Origin of the sequence: Arthrobacter sp. Alg241-R88 (assembly GCF_900537115.1) — a bacterium.
Classification (GTDB): Bacteria; Actinomycetota; Actinomycetes; order Actinomycetales; family Micrococcaceae; genus Arthrobacter.
Genome location: NZ_UNRG01000003.1, coordinates 233,846 through 257,601 on the forward strand (window position 1 = coordinate 233,846; position 23,756 = coordinate 257,601).

Below are 23,756 nucleotides of genomic sequence, written 5' to 3' on the forward strand. Positions count from 1 at the left end.
CCGGCTGTGAATGCCGGAAGCCGGCCGTTGCCGGGGTCTACCTGGGGGAACCGTTCCATGAATTTTCGCGGACGAGCGCGTTCAAAACGCGCCTCAATCACGCTGGCACCTCGCCGTCCGCTCCTGCAATCGCGTCTTTTCAGCGGTACCGCCCTCGGGCTGGCTCTCGCCGTGCTGGTGGTTGGGGCGGTGGTCTATCCCGGGTTGAAGACTACCGAGGTGGAGTTGAACGACGGCGGCGTCTGGGTGGTCTCGAAGTCCAAGAATGCGGTGGGCCGGCTGAATTACCCGTCCCGAGTCCTGGATGGTGCGGTGACGCCGGCGTCCACGACGTTTGACATCCTGCAGGATGCCGGGGATGTGTTTGTGGATGACGAGGCCGGTTCGACCCTGAACCAGGTGTCGCCGGCGAACATGCGCCTGGGCGGGGACAAGCAGCTCCCTGGCGCGGCTGATGTGAGTTTCGGTTCCGAGGTTATTGCGGTGACGGACGCGGCATCGGGCAAGGTGTGGGCGGTGTCGCCGTCCACGGTCAACGGTTTTGACGAGGAAGCCACCGAGCCGGTGCTGGTGGGCTCCGAGGGCATTGTTTCGGCAGTGGGGGAGGATGACCGAATCTACTCGGCCGATCCGAAGTCAGGCGTGGTGACGGTCACCGGGGTGGACGCCAATGGTGAGGTCACCTCGGAATCCGAAACCTGGGGGGAGCTGAAGGGCGCGGGTGACCTGCAGCTGACCGTGGTGGGGGACAGGCCGGTTGTCCTGGATGCGGCGGCGGGGAAGTTGTTGCTGCCGGGCGGCAAGCGCCTGCAGCTGGACAACGCCCGCGAGGCAAAACTGCAGCAGGGCGGTCCCACCAGTGATTTTGTCGCGATTTCCACGCAGAAGGCGTTGCTGAAGCAGCCCCTCGACGGCGGCACGGCAAAAACGGTGGCGTTCGACGGTGAAGGCGTCCCGGCCGCGCCCGTCCAGCTGGGCGGGTGTGTCCACGCGGCCTGGTCCGGTGCCAACAAGTACGTCCGTGATTGCACGAACGACGCGGATGACAAGAATGTGGACGTGCCCAAGGCGAGTGCTTCGCCGTCGTATGTTTTCCGGGTGAACCGGGACCTGGTGGTCCTGAACGATGTGAACTCGGGCAATGTCTGGCTGGTGAACCAGAACATGCAGCTGGTCAACAACTGGGACGACGTCATCCCGCCCAAGGAAACCTCGGATGACGCAGACAAGGACTCCGCCGACGAAGTCCAGCAGACGGTGCTGCCGGACCGCACCAAACCCAATACTCCTCCGGTGGCGAACCCGGACACTTTCGGCGTTCGCGCCGGAAGGACGGTGATCCTGCCTGTGCTGGACAACGACACCGACGCGGACGGCGACATCCTGACCGTCCGCGCCGAGCCCATCAACTCGGGGTTGCTGGCTCCGATCTACGGCTCCACCGGCTTCCAAGTAACAGTGCCTGCGGACAGGACGGGTTCCGAGACCTTCAAATACACGGTGGACGACGGCCGGGGCCTCAGCGCTTCCTCCGACGTCACGCTCAATATTGTGCCGCCGGGGGAGAATTCAGCTCCGCGGCAGAAGCCCAACCGCAACACCACCCTGGTGGTGCAGGCCGGCAAAAGTGTCACTCAGAACATCCTCACCGATTGGATCGATCCCGACGGCGACGATCTGTATGTAGTCGCCGCTACGGGCAGCGACCCCCGGGACCAGGTCAAAGTCCGGCCCGACGGACTGCTCACCTTCCAGGACGCCGGCACAGAGCCCGGCCGCAAGGTGGTCACCATCACAGTTTCCGACGGCGAATCCACCACGGAAGGCAAAGTGACCATAGACGTGCGCGGCCCCGGCGATTTGCCGCCGGTCGCCAATGCGGACCACGTGGTGGCCCTCGCAGGCGTCAACACGGTGATTGCACCACTGAAGAACGACTCGGACCCGCAAGGGGGTGCGCTCCGCCTCGCCCAAGTCACCCCGGATGGCAACTCCACAGCCACCATGGGGGCGGACCAGCAGACCTTCACCTTCAACTCCGCATCCGTGGGCACGCACTATGTGTCCTACCTTGTGACCAACGGCCCCGCCAGCGCGCAGCAGCTGGTCCGGGTGGACGTGGTCTCCGGGGACGGGGACAGCGCCCCCGTGGCGGTGCGCGACGTAGCACTGCTGCCCAGCGGCGGAACCGTACTGGTGGACGTCCTCGGCAACGACTCCGACCCCTCCGGTGGCGTGCTGGTGGTGCAGTCCGTCACTGCTGCTGACGGGTTGCCGGTCAGTGTTTCGGTGCTGGACCACTCCGTGATCAGGATTACCGACGTGCGCGCTCAGGGCCAACTTAACGTAAAGTACACAATCTCGAACGGCAGGTCCTCGGCCAGCGGCGATATCGCAGTCCTGGTGGTGCCGGCCCCGGCAAAGCTCCAGGCTCCGCAAGCGAAACCGGATGAAGCGTCGGTCCGGGTGGGCGACGTGGTGACCATCCCTGTCCTCGAGAACGACTCCGACCCCAACGGCGGAAAGCTCGCGCTTGATCCGGCGTTGGCACAGAAGCCCGACGAAGCCGACGGACGGATGTTCCAGTCCGGGGACACGTTGCGCTTCATCGCCGGAGACGTGCCCAAGACCGTCTACGCGATTTACAAGGTCACCAATGAATCCGGCCAGTCGGATTCACAACAGGTGACCATCCGCATTAGCGCCCGCGACGACGAGCGGAACACCCGTCCGGAGCCGAAGAACCTCACCGCCCGTGTGGTCTCCGGAATGGTGGTCCGGATCCCGGTGCCGTTGGACGGCATCGATTCGGACGGCGATTCCGTGCAGCTGATCGGGGTGGACAAAGCCCCCGCCATGGGCACGGCCGTGGCGAAGGACGGCTACCTCGAATTCACCGCCACGGGCACGGCGGCCGGGACAGATACCTTCACATACCGCGTCCGGGACCGGATCGGCGCCGAGAACACCGGCACGGTGATTGTGGGAATCGCACCTCCCGAAGCCAACAACCAGAAACCCATCGCCGTGGACGATTCCGTTGACGTCCGCCCCGGACGCAAGATCGCCGTCGACGCACTCACCAACGATTCAGACCCCGACGGCGACCCCATCGGGCTCGTCTCCAACGCTCTCGAAGCCCCGGCCGAACTCGGCGTCGGGACTGCTGACGGCAGGGTAGTGCTCACGGCTCCCGGCACCGCCGGCAATCAGAACGTCACTTACAAGATCCAGGACGACAAAAAAGCCCAGGGCGGTGCAGTGATCCGTGTCAGGGTCAGCCCCGACGCCGCCCTCAAAGCTCCGCTGGCAAAGGACGATGTCATCACTCCAGCTGAGACGCTGGGCAAGTCCGCCGTTGACGTGCCGGTCCTGAAGAACGATTCGGACCCCGACGGCGTGGCCGCGGATCTCAAAATCAGCCTGCCGGACGGCAACCCGAATGCGCGCCTGGGCGGCGACGGCAACGTTGTGGTCAGCCTGGCGCCGGGAGACCAGTTGGTCCCGTATACCGTCACCGACGTTGACGGACAGAGCGCCACGGCTGTCATCTGGGTGCCCGGCCAAGGTGAACAGCACCCCAGCCTGGCCCGTACCGACGCTGTGGAAGTGATGGCCGGCAAGGAAATCAACCTCGACCTCAGTGAGTACGTCAAGGTCCGCGAAGGGCGTTCACCCCGGATCACGCAGGCGGACAAGGTCCGCGTCCAGGGCGCTGACACCCTGGACGTCATCGCCGGAAACGGCGACGCCCTGCGCTACGCGGCGCTCAAGGACTACGTGGGCCCGGGCTCCGTGACGTTCGAAGTGACGGACGGGTCCGGCCCGGAAGATCCGCAGGGCCTGAAATCCACCCTGACCATCATTACCCGGGTCATCCCGGACCCGGCAGCAAACCATGAGCCCACATTCAGCGGAGCCGACCTTGAGGTGCCGAAGGCCGAAACGGCCAGCCTGGAACTGGGCAACCTGGCGAAGGACGTGGACGCCGGAGACCAGGAGAAGCTCACATTCGAGTTGGACGGGACCACGCCCGAAGGTTTTACCGCATCCATTGAGGGGCAGACGCTCAAAGTCAGTGCCGCAGCGGGCTTGTCCGCAGGCCGTAAGGGGAGCATCCCGCTGAAGGTCACGGACGGCCGCTCGGAACCGGTCAAGGCTTCGGTAACGGCCACGGTTGTGGCCTCCAACAGGCCGCTCCCCACAGCCAGTGAAGACACTGTCGACAAGGCAAACGCGGGCCGGGCCGAGACGATCAACGTCCTTGCCAACGACTTCAACCCCTTCAGCGACACCCCGCTGAAGATCGTCTCGGTCAGTGTCGAAACGGGCTCCGCCGCCGGGCAGCCGGTCAGTAGCGGAGATTCCGTCACGGTGACGCCCGCCGATGGATTCAAGGGTGTTTTGGTGCTCCGCTACACCGTCTCGGACAAAACTGACGATCCCTCCCGCCAGGCGAACGGCCGCGTCAGGATCACGGTCCGGGACAAGCCGGATGCGCCCTCGGCTCCCACCGCCACAGATGTGCGCAGCCGGACTGCGGTGCTCAAGTGGGCCCCGCCGTCGGATAACGGAGCAACGATCACCGGATACACGGTCCGGTCCAACAATGGTTTCGAGCAAAAGTGCGCCACCACCACCTGCACGCTCAGCGGGCTCACCAACGATGTGAAGTATGTCTTCACGGTGATTGCCACCAACGAGGTGGGCGACTCCCCGCCGTCTGCGCAGTCGAACGAAATCCGTCCCGACGAAAAGCCGTCCCCGCCCGAGGCGCCCATGGTGCAGGCCGGCGACACCAACATGGTCATTAACTGGGCACCTGCCAGGACCGAGGGCTCTGCCGTCAAGAGCTACAACCTGGAGATCTCGCCGCCGCCTGCCAACGGCGTCGCCGTGAAGAACGGCGTGACCGGCCTGACGTACACCTGGCCCGGCCTGACAAACGGCGTCCGCTACAAGGTGCGCGCCCAGGCAGTCAACGAACTGGGCGCGTCCGACTGGGGGATTTACTCCTCCGAAGATAACCCGGCCGGGGTGCCGGCTGCACCGGCAGCGCCGACCTCAGCCGTGGCCTCCTCCGTCGGGACCACCAACCAGTTGCGTGTGAACTGGACCGAACCCGATACCAACGGGGACGCAATCAGGAACTACTACGTCACTATGGCCGGTGGCGGCGGGGCGCCGCAGACCCAGACCATCGCGGGCACCGTGCGCACGGCCAACTTCACGGCTAACAACTCCGAAGCCGAGTACACGTTCACGGTCCAGGCCGAGAATAAGGCAGGCAAGGGGGCTGTCAGCCCCAATTCCGCGCCCCGGCGAGCCACCGGCAAGCTGGGCCAGGTTTCAGGCGTGAGTGCCACCGCTGCGGATACTGCAGGGGCTGGGCGCCAGCTGACCATCAACTTCAAGGAACTTACAGCGGCTGAACGCAACGGTTCGGCGTATGGCGAGGTCAGCTACACCTACAACGCCAGCACCGGTCAGAGCGGTCCCATCCGGCCCGGGCAGACTGTGGGTGGTTTCACGAACGGTACGGCCACCTCCATCACTGTGGTGGCCAACTCCAGCGTGGCGCCAAGTTCAAACGCCAGCGCCCCCGCCAACGCCACGCCATACGGTTCGCCGGGCACGCCCTCCGCCTCGGGCCAGGACGGCGGACAGAACCAGAAGTCATTGTCCTTCAGTTGGACCTCGCCATCGACGGCGACGAACGACGTCGCCTATACACAGATCAACATTGACGGCCGGGGCTGGGAAAGGGTCGCGGCGTCGGGAAGCCGGACGGTGAACACAGGCGGCTTCGACGAGCCTCACTCCATCCAGGTGCAGACCGTGAACTCCATGGGTACCGGCGGAGCCGTTGCCGGAGCGACTGCCAGATCCGGGCCGGCCAAGACTAATTGGGACAACTCGATCGTTGGGTACCGCACGTGCACGGACGCGGCTGCCTCAGGCCAAACTTCATGGAGGTCGCCGACGGGCGCGGAACATACCTGCGACGGTGTTATCCGCGACTATCCCTGGATCTACGGCTCAGGTCCGGCTTTTACAGTCAACTGCTACATGTGGCGTACAGTGCCCGACGCCCGCGGTACGTACAAGTGGTACCGCATCAATTCCCATCCCGACGGCCGATACGTGGGCCGCACCGTCCAGGTGGGCAACACCACCTTGGGTGAGCCCGAGGGCCACGGGATCCCGCAATGCTGATCACGGACATCGCCGCAGGTGAGGCTCTGGGGGAGCGCTGCCCATCGCGGCCCCGGCCACGCTTGGGTAGGCTAGCGCGGGAACAGGGAGCCCGGTACCGGGTCGCTGGACGGTTCGGCCGGGGGGCCGCCACAAACTTCAGGGAAATAGAAAAGCTGTGACAACGATGCTGGGGAAGCTGGGTCTCAAGAGGCGCCACAAAAAAGTCGTCACCGGCACTGCCTTCAGTGCCGCCGTTGCCGTCCTGGTGACAGGTGCGGTCCTGTACCCGGGGTTTAAGACTACCGAGGTGGAGTTGAACGACGGCGGCGTCTGGGTAGTCTCCAAGTCCAAGAATGCCGTGGGCCGGCTGAACTACCCGTCCCGGGTCCTGGACGGTGCCGTGACACCCGCGTCCACCACCTTCGACATCCTGCAGGATGCCGGGGACGTGTTTGTGGATGACGAGAGCGGTTCGACGTTGAACCAGGTGTCGCCTGCGAATATGCGCCTGGGTGGGGACAAGCAGTTGCCGGGGGCGGCCGATGTCAGTTTCGGCTCAGAGGTAATTTCGGTGACGGACGCGGCATCGGGCAAGGTGTGGGCGGTGTCGCCGTCCACGGTCAACGGTTTTGACGAGGAGGCCACCGAGCCGGTGCTGGTGGGCTCCGAAGGTACGGTTTCGGCTGTGGGGGAGGATGACCGGATCTACTCGGCGGATCCGAAGTCCGGGGTGGTGACGGTCACCGGTGTTAACGCAAACGGTGAAGTCACGTCGTCAGAGTCCGAAACCTGGGGGGAGCTAAAGGGTGCGGGCGACCTGCAGCTGACCGTGGTGGGGGACAAACCGGTTGTCCTGGACGCGGCCGCGGGGAAGTTGTTGCTGCCGGGCGGCAAGCGGCTGCAGCTGGATAACGCCCGCGAGGCAAAACTGCAGCAGGGCGGTCCCACCAGTGATTTTGTCGCGATTTCCACGCAGAAGGCGTTGCTGAAGCAGCCCCTCGACGGCGGCACGGCAAAAACGGTGGCGTTCGACGGTGAAGGCGTCCCGGCCGCGCCCGTCCAGCTGGGCGGGTGTGTCCATGCTGCCTGGTCCGGTGCCAACAAGTACGTCCGTGATTGCACGAACGACGCGGATGACAAGAATGTGGACGTGCCCAAGGCGAGTGCTTCGCCGTCGTATGTTTTCCGGGTGAACCGGGACCTGGTGGTCCTGAACGATGTGAACTCGGGCAACGTGTGGCTGGTCAACCAGAACATGCAGTTGGTTAACAACTGGGACGACGTTGTCCCGCCCAAGAACGAGTCCGACGAGCAGGACCAGGAATCGGCGGACAACAACACCATCAACGTCCTGCCGGACCGCACCAAGCCCAACCGTCCGCCGGAAACCAAGCCCGACGCCGTCGGCGTGCGTCCCGGACGAACCACCATCCTCAGTGTGCTGGACAACGATTCCGACCCGGACGGCGACGTCCTTACCGCAGCCATAGCAGGCTCCGGTCCCCAAACCGGATCTCTGGAAAGCATCTACGGCGGCACTGCCTTCCAGGTCTCGGTACCTGCCGATGCCAAGCCAGGGACCGAGACGTTCAGCTACAACGCCTCGGACGGCCGCGGCCTCTCCGCCGCCGGCCAGGTGACCCTCAGCGTGATGGCTCCGGAGGAGAACAAGCCGCCGCAGTTTAAGCGCGGCGACTCAACCACCATGCTCGTGGAGCAGGGCAAAACCGTCAGCCAGAACATCCTCACGGACTGGATCGACCCCGACGGCGATGACCTGGTCCTCCTCGATGCCAAGGCTGACAACGAGCAGGACCAGGTGAAGGTCCGCCGCGACGGCCTGCTCACCTTCCAGGACTCCGGCGCAACAGCCGGGAAAAAGAACGTGGAAGTCACCATCTGGGACGGCCGCGCCACCGTCAGCGGAAAAGTCGTGGTCAACGTCCAGCCGCCCGGAGCACTGGCACCGGTAGTCAACGCCGACCACGTCACCGCCGTGGTGGGCCAGGACCTGGTCATCGCGCCGCTGAAAAATGACGTGGACCCCAACGGAGGTGCACTCCGGCTTGCCCAGGTGGAAGCCAACGGCCCCGCGGAACTGGGCCCTGTCACCGACGGCGGCACCTTTACGTTCCGCAGCACCACCCCCGGTCCGGTCTATCTCACGTATATCGCCAGCAACGGTCCGCAAAGCAGCCAGGGCCTGATCCGCGTCGACGTGGAATCCGGTGACGATACGGGCAACCCGGTTGCCGTCCACGACGTCGCGCTGATGCCCACGGGCGGCAGCGTGCTGCTGGATCCGTTGGCGAACGACTCGGATCCTTCCGGCGGTGTGCTGGTCCTGCAGTCCGTGAAGCTGCCGGAAAATTCGACGGCGTCCGTCAGCGTGATCAACCACAGCGTCCTGCGCATCACCGACATCCTGGGAACCAAGGACCCGATTCTCTTCGAATACACGATGTCCAACGGAAAAAAGTCGGCCACCGGCAGCGTCTCCGTGGTGCCGGTTCCGGCGCCAGCCGTGGTGGAAGCACCCCAGCCGAAGCCGGACGAGGTGAACGTCCGCGTCAACGACGTCGTGACCATCCCTGTGCTGGACAACGACACCCATCCGCAGGGCCAGGAACTGACCGTGGACCCGGTCCTGCCGCAGGGTGTGGACCCGGCGGACGGGAAAAGCTTCGTCTCGGAGAACACCCTTCGTTTTATTGCCGGCAGCCAGCCCAAGACGGTCCGGGCCATCTACAACGCAGTGGACCCGCAGGGCCAAAAGAGCGCCGCCGCCGTGACCATCCATATCCTGCCGCTGGAAGGCGCCGAGAACTCGCGCCCCCAGCCGCGCAACCTCACTGCCCGTGTGGTGGCCGCCGGCACTGTCCGGATTCCCGTCCCGCTGGACGGTATTGACCCCGACGGCGACTCGGTGCAGCTGACCGGGATCGACAGCACTCCGGCCATGGGCACGGCGACCGTCGGCAGCAATTTCATCGACTTCACCGCCGCCGGTGACGGTGCCGGCACGGACACGTTCCGGTACAAAGTGGTGGACCGGCAAGGCGCCGTTAATACCGGAACAGTCACTGTCGGCATCGCGCCCCGCGGCGAGATCAACCAGAAACCAACTCCCGTCGACGACGAGGTGCGGGTCCGGCCCGGCCGGCAGATCGCCGTCGACGCCACCGGAAACGACACTGACCCTGACGGCGACCTCATCCGCATCCTGACTGACGGTATCGAAGCTGATCCGGCACTTCAGGCCACGGTGAGCAAGGCCAGCGGCCGGATCATCCTGCTGGCGCCGGGTGAAGCCGGAACCGTCAACGTCCGCTATTCCATCGCCGACGACAGGGATGCCTCCGCGCAGGCCACCATCCGTGTTGTGGTGGACAACGACGTGCCCCTGAAGGCTCCCATCGCCAGGGACGACAGGGTGACATCAGCCCAGACGATGGGGAGGACCGCCGTCGACGTCCCGGTCCTGAAAAACGATGAGGACCCCGACGGCGTGGGCGAGAACCTCAAGATCAGCACCGAAGCCACCACTGCCCGGCCCGGCGCCGAAGGCACCATGATCGTGGACCTCACCGAGCAGCCACAGCTCATTCCGTACACAGTCGAGGATGTGGACGGCCAGCAGTCGACGGCAGTCATCTGGGTACCGGGCCTCGGCCAGCAGGTTCCCACCCTGGCCAAGGACGAGGTCATCGAGGTTGTCGCCGGCCAGTCCGTGGACGTTGACCTCGACGAATGGGTCAAGGTCCGGGAAGGCCGCTCTCCGCGACTGACCCAGGCTGACCGGATCAAACTCATCGGGGCGGGCGGCGGTGACCCGGTGACCGGTGACGGCACGGGCCTGAAGTACACGGCCGGCACCGACTACGTGGGCCCGGGTTCACTAACCTTTGAGGTGACGGACGGAACCGGACCGGATGATCCTGCCGGGCTGAAGTCCACGCTCAGCATCCGCACCAAGGTGCTGCCCGATCCCAACAAAAACAACCCGCCGGAACTGCTGGGCGCCAGCGTGGACGTCCCCAAGGGCGACTCCGCCAGCATTGACCTGGGCAAGCTGACCTCGGACCCGGACGGCGACGACGTCGGGAAGATGAAGTACGAACTGGTGGGCGGTTCGCCCGCCGGATTCAACGCCAGTGTGGACGGCAAAAACCTGAAGGTCTCGGCTGCCGATTCCAGCGGCACCGGAACCACCGCTGCCCTCCAGGTCAAGGCCAGGGACCCGCGCGGCCTCGAAGCCACCGCAACGTACCAGCTGGCGGTGACCGCTTCGAACCGGGCCAAGCCGGTGGCCAACGACGACCTGGAACCCAATGCGGCGGCCGGCAAGCCCGTGACGGTCAACGTCCTGGCCAACGACGCAAACCCGTTCCCGGAGACCGCGCTGAAGATCATCGCGGCCGGCGCCGAAACGGGCAGCGGCAACGTTGAGGTGAACGGTGATTCGGTGACCGTGACCCCCGCACCCGGTTTCACAGGAACCATGGTGGTGTCCTACACGGTGGCCGACAAAACGGAAGACCCGTCCCGGCAGGCCACGGCCCGCATCCGGCTCACCGTCAAGGATAAGCCGCAGGCCCCGGCCACCGCGCAGGCGCAAAGCGTGGGGGACCAGACGGCGCTTCTCACCTGGACGGCGCCGGCGGACCGCGGCTCACCCATTACCAAGTACACGGTGTACGGCGAGGGCGGGTTCCAGCAGGACTGCCCGGCCAACACCTGCACCCTCAACGGCTTGGTGAACAACACCAAGTACCACTTCCAGGTGACGGCCACCAATGAGTTCGGCGAATCCGACCGTTCACCCGCCTCAGCAGAGGTGCGTCCGGACGTGAAGCCGGATACCCCCCTTGCGCCGTCGCTGAAGTTCGGCGACAAGGAACTGTCCGTCAACTGGACCGCGCCGGCCAGCAAGGGATCACCGGTCAAGTCCTACGACCTGGAGATCTCTCCGCCGCCGGCCGGCCAGAATGCCCAGATCCAGAACCTGACCGCTGTCAGCTACGTCTGGAAGGGCCTGCAGAACGGCGTCTCCTACAAAGTCCGGGTCCTGGCGCGCAACGATGCCAAGGAGCCCTCCGAGTGGAGCCCGTACTCGGCTGCCGAAGTGCCGGCCGGCGTGCCGGCAACGCCTGGAGCCCCCACGGCGTCCCAGGCAGGTTCCCTTGGAGCGCAAAGCCAGCTGAAGGTCACCTGGGCGGCGCCAAACAACAACGGCGACGCCGTCTCGGCCTACACCCTCACCACCCTCCGCGGCGGCGCGGTGGTGTCCAGCCAGCAGGTCGCCGGCACCTCGCAAAACGTCACGGTGGACAACTCCGAGGCCAACTACACCTTCACGGTGTCCGCCACCAACAAGGCCGGAACCAGCGGGACCAGCGCGCAGTCGGCGGCCATCCGCGCCGTAGGCAAGCCCGGAACCGTGGCCGCTCCCACGGCATCACTGGTGGAAACAAACGGCAATGGCGGCAAGATCGATGTGCGCTTCCCCCAACTAACGGATGCGCAGCGGAACGGCTCCACCGCCGACGAAATTTCCTATCGCTACAGCCTGACGTCAGGGGGTGGAACCGGCAGCATTCCTGCCGGTGGAGGCGTGGTGCCCGCCCAAAATGGAACGAATACAGCGGTTGTGGTCTGGGCGGTTTCTTCCCGCAGTTCTGCTGCAGGTGACGCAAGCGCTCCGTCCAACTCCGTCAATCCATATGGCCTCGCCTTCGCTCCCAATGTCACCGGCAGCAACAGCAGCGGCGTTGGAGACAAAACGGTGTCCTGGACCTGGAACCAGCCGGACGGCAACGGCCGCGCCGTAACGGGGTACCAGTACAGCCTGGACAACGGACCGTGGCAAAACACCGAGCAGCGCTCCTTCTCCAAGAGTGTGGGCTTCAGTGAGACCCACAAGCTTGAGGTCCGCGCTGTCAGTGGCGGCCAGGCCGGTCGCATTGGCAGCGATACCTCCCGCAGCGGGGCAGAACCACCGCCCCCCGTCCCCACGTCATGGACCATCACGGCAACACCGGTGCGCAGCTGCACCGAGCCCGGTTACGGCGTCGACAGCTTCCGGGCGGGCAACCCGTCGTCCTGCGTCGGCGGCGGCAAGTGGCTGCCGGAGAACACGCCATCGCAATCTGACTTCTACGTGGTCTGGTACAAGACGTCCGAGAACCCCTCGGGCATCTGGTACCACCTGACCACCGGCCCTGCCGCCGGTAACTATGTCCGGCACGACACCACCAACCGGGACGGCCAGGGTCCGCCCGCAGGCATGCCGCAACGCTAGGCATACCGATCCACTTCGAGCACCACCAAGACTGAAAAGGACTTACTTCATGACCATGACCACCGAGCAGGCCGAATGGTTTGCAGGCACCTTTGAGAAGCTTGTTGCCAATGTCAGCCAGGCTGTGCTGGGCAAGGAACACGTCATCCGGCTGACCTTCACCGCCATGCTTGCCGAGGGGCACGTCCTGTTCGAGGACGCGCCGGGCACCGGCAAGACCTCCCTCGCCCGGGCCCTGGCCGCCACGGTGCAGGGCTCCAACAACCGCATCCAGTTCACCCCGGACCTGCTGCCCTCGGACGTCACCGGCGTGACCATCTATGACCAGAAGACGCAGAAGTTCGAGTTCCACAAGGGCCCGATCTTCAACAACATCGTCCTGGCCGACGAAATCAACCGCGCTTCGCCCAAAACCCAGTCGGCACTCCTGGAGGTCATGGAGGAATCCCGGGTCACCGTGGACGGCGTCACCTACTCCGCCGGCCGCCCGTTTATGGTGATGGCTACGCAGAACCCCATCGAACAGGCAGGCACCTACCGTTTGCCGGAAGCACAGCTGGACCGCTTCCTGATCAAGACCTCCATCGGCTACCCGGACCACGCCTCCACCGTCCGGCTCCTGGGCGGATCCAACCTGAAGGACCGGTCCAAGGAGCTTTCGGCCGTCATCACCACGCAGGCAATCGCGGATATGGCGGACCTGGCCGCGACGGCGCACGTGGACACAGCGGTCCTCGAATACATTTCCCGGCTCTGCGAAGAGACCCGCAGCGCGCCGGAAACCCGGCTCGGAGTCTCGGTGCGGGGCGCGCTGGCCATGGTCCGGGCCGCAAAGGTGTGGGCAGCAGCCCAGGGACGCAACTTTGTCCTTCCCGACGACGTCAAGGAACTTGCACCGGTGGTGTGGACCCACCGCTTTGTGATGGACCCGGAAGCCGAGTTCTCCGGAGCCACTGCAGAGGCCGTCCTGACCCGCATCCTGGCGGACGTCACTGCTCCGCAGCAGCGAACCAACGCCTGACGCCGCAGCCCCAACCCGGCACAACCCAACCCAGCGCAACAACGAAGGCACACATATGTCCAGCGGCACCCCGTTGACCCGGCTCGCGGCGCGTCTCAAGCACCCCTTCCCCAGGAACGGCTACCCCAAGGCCCTGCACCCCTCGTCCGTCTGGGGCGAGGCCAGCACAACTGCAGGACTCGCCCTGGCGCCGGCCTGGCGTGCTGTCCGCGCGGCCTGGCTGAAGTACGCCTGGCCTGTACTTTCGGTGGTCAGTGTTCTGGGCTGCTCAGTCCTGGCCGCCGCCGTCCTGCTCTGGACAGCCGGGCAGGCCTACGGATGGCAGGAAGCAAAAGCAGCAGCGGTCGCAGCCTTTGTGATGTTCGTCATCGCTGTGGGATTCATCCTCGGCCGGTCCACCTACGGCGTGGTCCTGGACCTCGCCCGGACCCGCGTTGCCGTGGGCGACAGCGCCGTGGGCAGCATCGCGGTTACCAACACCTCCAACCGCCCGCTGCTGCCCGCAGCGGTGGAGCTGCCGGTGGGCGGCGTCACGGCCGTCTTCCACCTGCCCCGCATGAAGCCGCAGCAGGTCCATGAGGACCTCTTCACCATTCCCACCGCACGCCGCGCCGTGATCGTCGTCGGGCCCGTGCGCTCGGTGCGGGCGGACCCACTGCACCTCCTGCGCCGGCAGGTCCTGTGGACCGAACCGGAAGACCTCTTTGTCCACCCCCGCACCGTGGCCCTCGCCGGCTCCGCCGCCGGTTTCATCCGGGACCTGGAAGGCATGCCCACCACCGAACTTTCCAGCGCCGATGTGTCCTTCCACGCGCTGCGGGACTATGTCCCCGGCGATGACAGGAGGCACATCCACTGGAAAACAACCGCACGGACCAACACGCTGATGGTCCGCCAGTTCGAAGAGACCCGCCGCGCGCACCTTGCCGTCTCGCTGTCCATCAACACTGACGAATACGCGTCGGAGGCGGAGTTCGAGATGGCCATTTCCGCGGCGGCCTCCATTGGACGCCAGGCAATCCGCGAGCAGCGCGAGCTGGACGTCCTCACCCAGAAAGGCCCGCTGCGCTGCGAAACCGGCCGGACCATGCTCGATGACATGACCAGGATCGTCGGGGCACCGATGCGCCGCACCGCCGTCGATCTCGCCAGGACGCTGGCCGACACCGTTCCCAACGCCTCCGTGGTCTTCTTTGTTGTGGGCAGCAACATCACCGCCACCCAGCTCCGGTCCGCCGCCGCGTCCGTCCCGCCGGGGGTCCGCAGCCTCGCCGTCCGCGTCGAGGCCGGCGCGGCATCCAGCAGGGCCAACATCGCCGACCTGACAGTGCTCACCCTGGGCGACCTCGACGATCTCGGCATGGTCCTGCGGAAGGCGGCAGCATGACCCCGGCACCAGGCCTGCGCCCACGCACCCCGTCCGCGCGGCAGCCATCGCGCAACGCGCCGGAATCAGCCTTTGCAGACGGCCAGCCGCTCTGGCATTTCCTGCTCGACGCCGGCGCCCTGACCGCCCTCCTGGGGCTGGGCCTGCTCGGGTTCGGACTCAGCTTCGGCGGCGATCCTTACTATCTCCTGTCGGGATTCGGCGGCATCATCCTGGGCCTGGCCATCGGCGTCCTCAACGCGCACCTGCGCCTTGGCCTGCTCATCACCACCGCCCTTGCCCTCGGCGCCTACCTCGTCTTCGGGACGTTGCTGGCGGTGCCCGACTCGGCCATCGCCGGCTTTGTCCCCACCCTGGACTCGCTCCGAACCCTGCTTTTGGGCATCGTGTTCGCCTGGAAGGACATGCTGACCGTGGGCGTCCCGGTGGGAACAGCGGGTGGTGTCCTCATTGTCCCGTTCCTGGGTTCCCTGGTTACCGGACTCGTGGCAGCCGTCCTCACCTGGCGGGCCAGGACCCCCTACCTCCCGCTGATCCCGGTACTGGTCCTCTTCGTGACGGGCATCGCCTTCAGCACGAACGCAGCATTCCTCACGCTCGAGCGTGGGATTGGCCTCACGGTCCTGGGCATCGCGTGGGCAACGTTCCGGCGGGATGCCCTGCGGAGAAACACGTCCGGGAAAGTCGCGGTCAACAACCCGCAGGCGGATTCCGCCACGGTCCGGCGGGCCAAAATCCGCAGGCTGGGTATGGCAGCAGGCGTCATCGCCGTCAGCGTGGCCGTCACCGCGCTGTCCGCCCCGCTGGTGACCGCCGGGGGAGACCGGAAGGTCCTCCGGAACGTTGTGGTCCCGCCGTTCGATCCCAAGGACTACATCACCCCCCTCGCAAGCTTCCGGACGTTCGTCAAGGACAAGAAGGATGACACCCTGTTTGTGGTCAAGGGCCTTCCGCGCGACGCCCGGGTAAGGCTGGGCGCCCTGGACGCCTTCAACGGCACCAACTACACCATGGACCCCAACGGCTCCGGCAACTTCAGCAAGGTGGGGGACACCCAGTCCATCAACACCCTCGCTGACACCTCCGCCGGGGTTCCCACCAACGACTACTCCATCGGCATCACCATCGAGGACTACCAGGGCTTCTTCGTTCCCGGCGGCCGGAAAACCACCGGCCTCAGTTTTGACCGGAGCGGTTCGGCGGCGGCCCAGGGCCTCTACTTCAATTCCGGCACCGATACTGCCGTCACCACCAACGGCTTGTCCCGGGGCGATACGTACAGCGTCCAGGTGTCCGATCCGGTCAAGCTCGAACACGGGCAGCTGACGCAGTACGACTTCGCGCCGGTGTCCCTTCCGGAAGCCGTCGAGGTTCCGCCGGTGGTGGGATCGCAGGCCAACGACCTGTCAGCAGATGCCCCCACCGCCATTGACAGCGTCCGCCAGATCGAAGCCCACTTCCAGAAGACGGGCGCCTTCAGCAACGGACTGGTCAGTGAAGGCCAGCTGCCCAGCGTCTCCGGCCACGGTTCGGCCCGGATCAGGAACCTCCTGACGGCAAAGCAGATGCTCGGCGACGATGAACAGTACGCCGTGGCGATGTCCCTGATGCTGCGCCACCTGGGCATTCCGTCCCGCGTGGTGATGGGCTTCTATCCTGATCCCACCAGCCCCGAAAACGGGGCGGGCGAGGTCAAGATCACCGGCAAGAACGTGCACGCCTGGGTAGAGGTCGCGTTTGAGCGCGTGGGCTGGGTCAGCTTCGACCCCACGCCGCCCAAGGACAACGTCCCCATTCCGCCGGACCCGGAGAACAAGTCCAAGCCCAAGCCCCAGGTCCTGCAGCCGCCGCCACCGCCGCAGGAACCTGCTGACCTGCCGCCGGACTCCTCACCCGATGCCCTGGACGCGGACCAGAAAAAGAACAACCCCTGGCTGTTCTGGGGCGCCCTGCTGGGCGTGCTGGGCATTGCCCTGATCCCGCTGTCGATCCTCGCCTTGCCGCTATTGCTGATTGCCCTGATGAAATCACGACGACGGAAGGCCCGTTTCAGGGACGGCGACCCCGCGCAGCGGGTTGGCGGAGGCTGGAATGAAGTGGTGAGCCTTGCCACCGACATGGGAGCCGCCGTCGATACCCGTTCAACGCGCCGCGAAAGCGCCGCCGTGCTCGCCGAGGCATTCCCGTCCAGTGGCGGTACCACCACCATGCTCGCGCGGCGCGCCGACGCATCGATCTTTGGCGCCGGCCAGCCCAGCGAGGACGAGGTCCGCGAATACTGGACCATTGTTGACGGTTCGCTGAGGGACATGACCTCCACCGTGGGGTTCTGGCGCCGGCAGCAGGCGAGGTTCTCTCCCCGCTCACTGCTCGCCGACGCCCGGCATGTCCTTAACCTCCGCGGGACGAGGCTGGCACTGCCGGTTCGGCCGTTGCTCAAGGGAACTGGCCGCAGTCGTCGTTCCGGCAGTGCCACAGGCGAAGTGCCGGCGCCGGACACCACGGCTCCGCTCTCCGGGTCACCGGAATCTCCAACACCGGAAGCCCCGGTCCAGGAATCCCGGATCCAGGGACGCAGAACCAGTGACAGGTGACACCGTGCGCTGCCCGCACTGCCGGCAACTGGTCCGCGGCGGAGCCGCCTTTTGCACTGCCTGCGGGGCGCCGCTGCCCAACCGGGCAGCGCGCAGCCTCGGCAGGGCTGAGCCGGTGGCGGACCCGCAAGCACCGCCTGCCGCCGCGCGCCCGTCCGGGATTCCCGGTACTATCCCGGTAGTGGAAAGGCCCCGGGCGCTTCAGGCTCCGTGCACCGTGAATGCGGGCACGGGCCAGGGGAGCGCCGGCGGGTCCATCGTGCAGGTGGGATCCGGTCCAGGGGGAGGAACGGGAATGGCAGTGAATCTTCAGCTTGTTCCGGCGGCGGCGGGCAAGCGGCTTGGCGCTGCCGTCATTGACTGGCTGCCGCCCCTGGCAGTGCTGGTGGTGACGTTTGCCCTTGGCTTCGCCGGGATAACGCGCACCCGAAGCGGCGGGTTCATCATCTACGACACAGCGTCCCTGGTGCTGTTCGGCAGCATTGGCCTGGGACTCACCTTTGTCTACCTGATGGCTGTGATGGGCATGGAAGCCCGGACGGGCAAAACCCCGGGGAACCTGCTCATGGGAATCCGCAGCGCCGACAATGACGGCTACGCCCCCGGTGCCGGTGCCGTTTTCCTGCGTGGCTTGATCACGGGTGCAGGCATCCTCCTGGCGCTGCTCGCCGCGGTCCTCGTGGTGGTCTTCACATGGTTCGAGGCGGCCCTGCTGATCCTCGCCCCGCTGGTGCTGGCGGGCGCGGTCTGGGCCGTGCTGGTGGTGATTTCCAACACCTGGGATAAAAACGGCACATTGCGTGGCTGGCACGATGCCGCAGCCAAGACGCTGGTCTTTGACGTCAAGGCCGGGCGGAACCCGATCACAACCGGCGGAATCCAGGGACCCTACAGCTTCGCGCCCATGGATTTGCCGCCCGTGCAGCAGGTCTTATCGCCGGTGGCCGGTGCCAACGTGCCTAAGGTGATTAATGCCCAGCCGGCCCACACCCCGGTTCAGCACGTGCCGGTGTCCAGCCCTGCAGGAACGCCCCAGGCACAGCAGGCACAGGCACCGCAGGCCCGTGTCCCGCAGGTCCAGGCTCCGCAGGTCCAGGCCCCGCAGTTCCAGACCCCACCGGCCCAGGCCCCGCAGCAGGTCCCTGGAATTCACGCTCCGGAACCGCAGGCCCGGCTCCACCATCCGGACGAGGATGTTGACCGCACCCAGGTCCGCCCGGGAGCGGCCGCCCCTGCGCCGGTCGCAGTCCTTCGGATCCGGCTGGACGACGGCCGCGACTTCCAGCTGGACCGCAGCGTGCTGGTCGGCCGGAACCCCGTGGGCCAGGCGGGCGAGCAGCAGGCCCAGCTGCTCGCCGTCGACGACCCCGGCCGCTCCATCTCCAAGACCCACCTCCATCTGCTGACGGACGGAGCCGGGATCTGGGTGACGGACCGGAATTCGACCAACGGCAGCGCCGTGACCACCCCCGACGGCCACCGCACGCCACTGCAGCCGGGAGTCCCCGCATTTGTTACCCCGGGATCCAGTGTCCACTTTGGAGACCGTACTTTTTACCTAGGACAGGCATGAACCAACAACCCGCAAGCGTTCCCTCCAGCGTCGAACCGGGGGCGGGGCCAAGCCTGAGCGTCGGTTACGGGACGGACCGGGGACTCCGCCGCGAGCTGAACGAGGATTCCTACATCGCCTCTGACCCTGTGTTCGCCGTGGCGGACGGGATGGGCGGCCACGAAGCCGGCGAGATAGCCAGCGGAATGTGTGTCCGCGCCCTCGCCGCGATTCCCCAGCTCGCCACGGGCGAGCGGAGCGTCACGGCAGCCGTCCTTCAGGAGTACCTGGTCCGGGCGGACAGCTCCATCCGCGAGGCCACCGGCGCCCGGGCCGGCACCACCCTGGCCGGTGCAGTCATTGTGGAGCAGATGGGCGTGCCCTACTGGCTGGTCATGAACATCGGGGACTCCCGGACTTACCGCCTGAGCCAGGGAAGGTTCGAACAGATCAGCGTGGACCACTCGGAGGTCCAGGAGCTTGTGGACGCCGGGGAGATTACCGCGGAGCAAGCCACCGTCCATCCGCGGCGGCATGTGGTGACGCGGGCACTGGGTACCGGTGACGAGACGGAAGCGGACTACTGGCTTCTGCCGGTGGAGGAGGGGGACCGCATCCTCATCTGCTCCGACGGGCTGACCGGCGAGCTGACGGACGAGCATATCTTCCGGATCCTCAGCACCGTGGGCCATCCCCAGGACGCCGTGGATGAACTGATCCAGGCCTCCCTCCGCAGCGGCGGCAGGGACAACGTGACCGCGATCGTCGTGGACGCCCGAAACGTGCTGAACGATGCCGGTGCAGCCGCCACAGCCCCGCGCCCGGACGCAGCCGAGGAGGAAGTGACGCTGCCCCGGTCGCAGCCGTCCCAGCAGACGGCCCAATCACCAGCAGCCCCGCCATCTGCACAGCCGGCGCCGGATGCCGCCCCTGCAAGCGAAAGCGGGGACCCAGGCGATGGCAGCCACTAGTTACATCCCCGGGACCCGATACCTTCCAGGGAGCTGGCTCGGTATTATCCGCTCCCGCACCGCCGTCCTCCTGGGACCGGACACCCCGCCCGCCCTGGTTTCGGCACTCTGGGACCTGCTGGCAACCCGACCGGAGGTGCACGAGGTACTGCATGCAGTGACGAACAGTCACGGGGGATCCCTCGCGAACATCCCCTCGTTCGGCCTCCTCGACTTCAACGGCCCCCTTCGCGTGTTCCTGCGCGGGGACCTGGACGTGACAGTCCGGTCGCCCGACGGCGTAGTGGAGCTTAACGGCCGGGACGTCACCACCTGGACCGAACGGCGCCTCGCCCTGCCCGGACTGTGCCAACTGACGATTCCGGCTGCCGGCGGCACCGCGCACGACGGCCTCCCGGAGCTGCCGCTGACCGAAGGCGTGGTGCTGCTGCAGTCCCTGCTGCTTCCGGAAGAGCACGGAACTCACGGTGCCGCTGCCACCACCGGTGCCGCAGCCGTTGAAGCCGTAGCCATTGAAGCCTTGGACGACGACGTTTCGGTCCTGCCTGAGCAGGAAGTCCAGCCTCAGCAGGAAGCCGGGACTCACCAGGTGCCCCGGCCGGCGCCTGGACCTGCGGAACAAGGGGAAGCCGCACAGCTTCCAGAGCTAACCGCCGCACCCGAGCACGGCGCCTCGGCTGAGACGGTTTACGCGGTGATTGACGAGGATTTCGAGGAATCCGGGGCAGCCGATGGCGTGGCGGCATCCGCCGGCGCAGTATCCGACGGCGTCACAAGTTCCGCCGGCGCAGTATCCGACGGCGCCACAAGTTCCGCCGGCGCAGTATCCGACGGCGCCACAAGTTCCGCCGGCGCAGTATCCGACGGCGCCACAAGTTCCGCCGGCGCAGCATCCCACGGCGCCACAGGATCGGACGCCGCGGCAATGCCGGAGGGCAGCTCTTCCGATCAGGGCACGCTCCCGGCCAGCGACGTGACCAGCTCCTACGACCACCTGTGGGAGCGGACCGTTATACGCACTATTGAAGACGCCGCAGTGCGCGATGATCCCGACGCTGACATCGTGGAGGAAGCGGAGCCACCGGCAGACGCCACTGGCTCCGCGCCTTCCGTGCAGGGAAGCAACCCGCCGGAGGAGGGAATGGACCAGGTGCCGGCGGCAGCCGAGGCCGCTGCCCCGCACGTTCCTGCCGCCGGCGAATCCGGCAAACCCTCCACGCCGGCCGCTGCCGGCGGCCTCATCGATTCCGTCCCCTGGCGGACAGGCGGAACGGACAGCCAACAGGCACCGGCGGCAGCCCTGCCACCCCTGCCCGCATCGGCAGCACCTGTACCGACAGCGCTGTCACCTGTACCAGCAGCCCTGTCACCAGCACCGGCAGCCCTGTCACCGATGCTGGCAGCAGTCCCTGCGGCCGGCGAGGGAGCCCCCGCGAAACCGGCGCCGCAGGCCGTGATCGGTGACTACGACACAGACCACGACGGGCAGACGGTCATAAAAAGCCAACTGCCGGGAATGTCCCCGCGTCCTGCAGCAGCAGTGAGTGACGCATCCGCTGCAGGACCCCTGGTCCTGGCCCGGGTCTGCCCGCAGGACCATGCGAATCCACCGACCAGCGCCCACTGCGCCACCTGCGGCGCTGCACTGCTGCCGGACGCCGTCCAGGTTGCCCGGCCCCGCCTGGGACGGATGCGCATCTCCACCGGAGAACTGGTGGACCTTAACCAGTCGCTGGTGATCGGCCGGCAGCCATCGGTTTCCCGGGTCCAGGGCGGGGTGATGCCCCGGCTGGTCCAGGTCGCCAGCCCCGGCGGAGACATTTCGCGCTCTCACGTCGAAGTCCGGCTGGAGGGCTGGCACGTGATGCTCTGCGACCTGAAGGCGACCAATGGAACCGTCCTCGTCCGCGAAGGCCAGGCCCCGCGCCGCCTGGCCCAGAACGAGATGGCCATCCTGCTTGACGGTGATATCGCTGAACTGGGAGACAACATCTCCCTGCGCTTTGAGGAGATTCCTTGAGTTCCAAACGGCCGCCTGCGCCGCCACCCCACATTCCGGGGTTCACGTATATCAGCCTGCTCGGTTCCGGCGGGTTCTCCGACGTCTACCTTTACGAGCAGGACAGGCCCCGGCGCAAGGTGGCCGTCAAAGTGCTGCTCTCGGACCTAAAGACCGAGGGCGCCCGCCGCAGGTTCGAGTCCGAGGCCAACCTGATGGCCCAGCTGTCCTCCCACCCCTACATCGTCACCATCTTCGAAGCTGAGGTGACCGACGCCGGGCATTCCTACCTGGCGATGGAGTACTGCTCCCGGCCCAGCCTGGACGTGCGGTACCGGCGGCAGCGGTTCAGTGTGGACGAAGTGCTGGCGGTCGGCATCCAGGTGGCATCCGCCGTCGAAACAGCCCACCGCGCAGGCATCGCCCACCGGGACATCAAGCCCGCCAATATCCTGGTGACCGACTACAACCGTCCCGCCCTGACCGACTTTGGGATCTCCGGAACCCTCGCCGGTGACAGCGACGACGATTCGGGGATGTCCATCCCCTGGTCCCCGCCGGAACAGTTCTCCGACGGCAACGTGGACGGCGTCATGGTGGACGTGTGGGCCCTCGGCGCAACGCTGTACACCCTGCTGGCCGGCCGGTCGCCCTTTGTGATGCCGGGCGCGGACAATTCCCAGCGGGAGCTGATCAACCGGATCAGCAACATCCCGGTGCCGCAGCTGGGCCGGGCCGACGTCCCCGAATCGCTGGAACTTGCCCTGTCAACGGCCATGGCGAAGTCCCCGCAGTCCCGCTACTCGTCCGCGCACGCCTTCGCCCTGGCCCTGCAGCGCATCCAGGCTGAGCTTAACCTCTCGGTAACGCCCTTCGAAGTCCTTGAAGAGCCGCACCAGGAGGAGAGCCACCCGGACGACGGCTTCGAGGAAACCCGCGTCCGAAGCATCGCGGCCATCGATCCTGAACGGACGGGCAGTGCCCCCACTTTCCCGGCACGAACGCGGCCGGAAGCCCCGGCAGCGGAAGCCCCGCCGTCGCGGTTTACCCCGCCCGCCGCCCTTGCACCCGTGGCTCCGTTTGCTCCCTCACTTCAGCCCCAGGAGTGGGCGCAGTCCACAGTCCTGCGCGGTGCTTCGGGCAGCACCACGGCAGCCGCCCACGGGAAGGCTCCCGACGCCGGTCCCCAGGAGGGCGCTGACGTTGCAGACACTACCGTCCACCGCCCGTCGAGCACCGGGGAACCGGCAGAGGCTCCGGCTCCCGGCGCGGACCACGGAAAGCGCAACCTCTGGCTGGCTGCCGCCGGTGGAACCCTCCTGGCCCTCGCTGCGGTGGTGGGCATCGTGATGGCCAACGCCGCACCGGAGGCACCCAAGGCAGTTCAAAGCCAGGAAGCCAGCAGGCAGCCCGCCGATGCCCTGGACAACGGCACCGTGCCGGACGTGGAAGGCCTGACGGGGACCGTGGGCGGCGACGGCGACGCCTCCTTCACCTGGGTTAACCCCCAGCCCAAAGAGGGCGACACCTACAAATGGCGGGTCTACACCATCGGCGGCGGCGGGGAATACCAGTCCATCGCGCAGCCTCCGGTACGCGTGAAAACCAACCCGTCGGGGGAGACCTGCGTGCAGGTGATGATCGTCCGCTCGGATGGAGCCTTCTCCCCGCTGGAAGCGGGCTCCATCGCCTGCACCGGCACATGAGCCGCGGTCCGTCCGGGCAAACAGCAG

General features: G+C 66.4%; 9 protein-coding genes. All 9 read left to right on the plus strand.

Annotation, left to right across the window (positions count from 1 at the left end):
* Positions 1 to 57 precede the first annotated feature (57 nt).
* The 9 genes from G6R19_RS09660 to G6R19_RS09700 all read left to right on the plus strand — a co-directional run bounded on the left by G6R19_RS09660 (position 58) and on the right by G6R19_RS09700 (position 23,729).
* The gene (locus G6R19_RS09660; protein WP_163164343.1) at positions 58 to 6,216 is read left to right on the plus strand and encodes an Ig-like domain-containing protein; all 6,159 of its coding nucleotides are present in this window, start codon (positions 58 to 60) and stop codon (positions 6,214 to 6,216) included.
* A 157-nt stretch (positions 6,217 to 6,373) separates the two neighbouring features.
* Positions 6,374 to 12,499 (plus strand): Ig-like domain-containing protein, encoded by a 6,126-nt coding sequence (locus tag G6R19_RS09665; protein ID WP_163164344.1) that lies wholly within the window; start codon positions 6,374 to 6,376, stop codon positions 12,497 to 12,499.
* A 49-nt stretch (positions 12,500 to 12,548) separates the two neighbouring features.
* The gene (locus G6R19_RS09670; protein ID WP_163164345.1) at positions 12,549 to 13,520 is read left to right on the plus strand and encodes a MoxR family ATPase; all 972 of its coding nucleotides are present in this window, start codon (positions 12,549 to 12,551) and stop codon (positions 13,518 to 13,520) included.
* Positions 13,521 to 13,575: 55 nt separating this feature from the next.
* Positions 13,576 to 14,907 (plus strand): DUF58 domain-containing protein, encoded by a 1,332-nt coding sequence (locus G6R19_RS09675; RefSeq protein WP_163164346.1) that lies wholly within the window; start codon positions 13,576 to 13,578, stop codon positions 14,905 to 14,907.
* A complete protein-coding gene (locus tag G6R19_RS09680) occupies positions 14,904 to 17,501 on the plus strand; it encodes a transglutaminase domain-containing protein (protein WP_163164347.1) in 2,598 nt (865 codons plus the stop codon). Before G6R19_RS09675 ends, G6R19_RS09680 begins: the two co-directional genes overlap by 4 nt.
* A gap of 295 nt (positions 17,502 to 17,796) precedes the next feature.
* On the plus strand, positions 17,797 to 19,074 hold the full coding sequence (locus tag G6R19_RS09685) for an RDD family protein (protein ID WP_163164348.1): 1,278 nt from the start codon (positions 17,797 to 17,799) through the stop codon (positions 19,072 to 19,074).
* On the plus strand, positions 19,071 to 20,024 hold the full coding sequence (locus tag G6R19_RS09690) for a protein phosphatase 2C domain-containing protein (RefSeq protein ID WP_163164349.1): 954 nt from the start codon (positions 19,071 to 19,073) through the stop codon (positions 20,022 to 20,024). The genes G6R19_RS09685 and G6R19_RS09690 overlap by 4 nt, the downstream gene beginning before the upstream one ends.
* Positions 20,011 to 22,044 (plus strand): FHA domain-containing protein, encoded by a 2,034-nt coding sequence (locus G6R19_RS09695; RefSeq protein WP_163164350.1) that lies wholly within the window; start codon positions 20,011 to 20,013, stop codon positions 22,042 to 22,044. Before G6R19_RS09690 ends, G6R19_RS09695 begins: the two co-directional genes overlap by 14 nt.
* The gene (locus tag G6R19_RS09700; protein WP_163164351.1) at positions 22,041 to 23,729 is read left to right on the plus strand and encodes a serine/threonine-protein kinase; all 1,689 of its coding nucleotides are present in this window, start codon (positions 22,041 to 22,043) and stop codon (positions 23,727 to 23,729) included. Before G6R19_RS09695 ends, G6R19_RS09700 begins: the two co-directional genes overlap by 4 nt.
* Positions 23,730 to 23,756 lie beyond the last annotated feature (27 nt).

Bases quoted from the DNA above. Each gene is read 5' to 3' on its own strand.
- G6R19_RS09660 (WP_163164343.1), top strand. From the start codon at position 58: ATGAATTTTCGCGGACGAGCGCGTTCAAAACGCGCCTCAATCACGCTG.
- G6R19_RS09670 (WP_163164345.1), top strand. From the start codon at position 12,549: ATGACCATGACCACCGAGCAGGCCGAATGGTTTGCAGGCACCTTTGAG.
- G6R19_RS09675 (WP_163164346.1), top strand. From the start codon at position 13,576: ATGTCCAGCGGCACCCCGTTGACCCGGCTCGCGGCGCGTCTCAAGCAC.
- G6R19_RS09680 (WP_163164347.1), top strand. From the start codon at position 14,904: ATGACCCCGGCACCAGGCCTGCGCCCACGCACCCCGTCCGCGCGGCAG.
- G6R19_RS09685 (WP_163164348.1), top strand. From the start codon at position 17,797: ATGGCAGTGAATCTTCAGCTTGTTCCGGCGGCGGCGGGCAAGCGGCTT.
- G6R19_RS09690 (WP_163164349.1), top strand. From the start codon at position 19,071: ATGAACCAACAACCCGCAAGCGTTCCCTCCAGCGTCGAACCGGGGGCG.
- G6R19_RS09695 (WP_163164350.1), top strand. From the start codon at position 20,011: ATGGCAGCCACTAGTTACATCCCCGGGACCCGATACCTTCCAGGGAGC.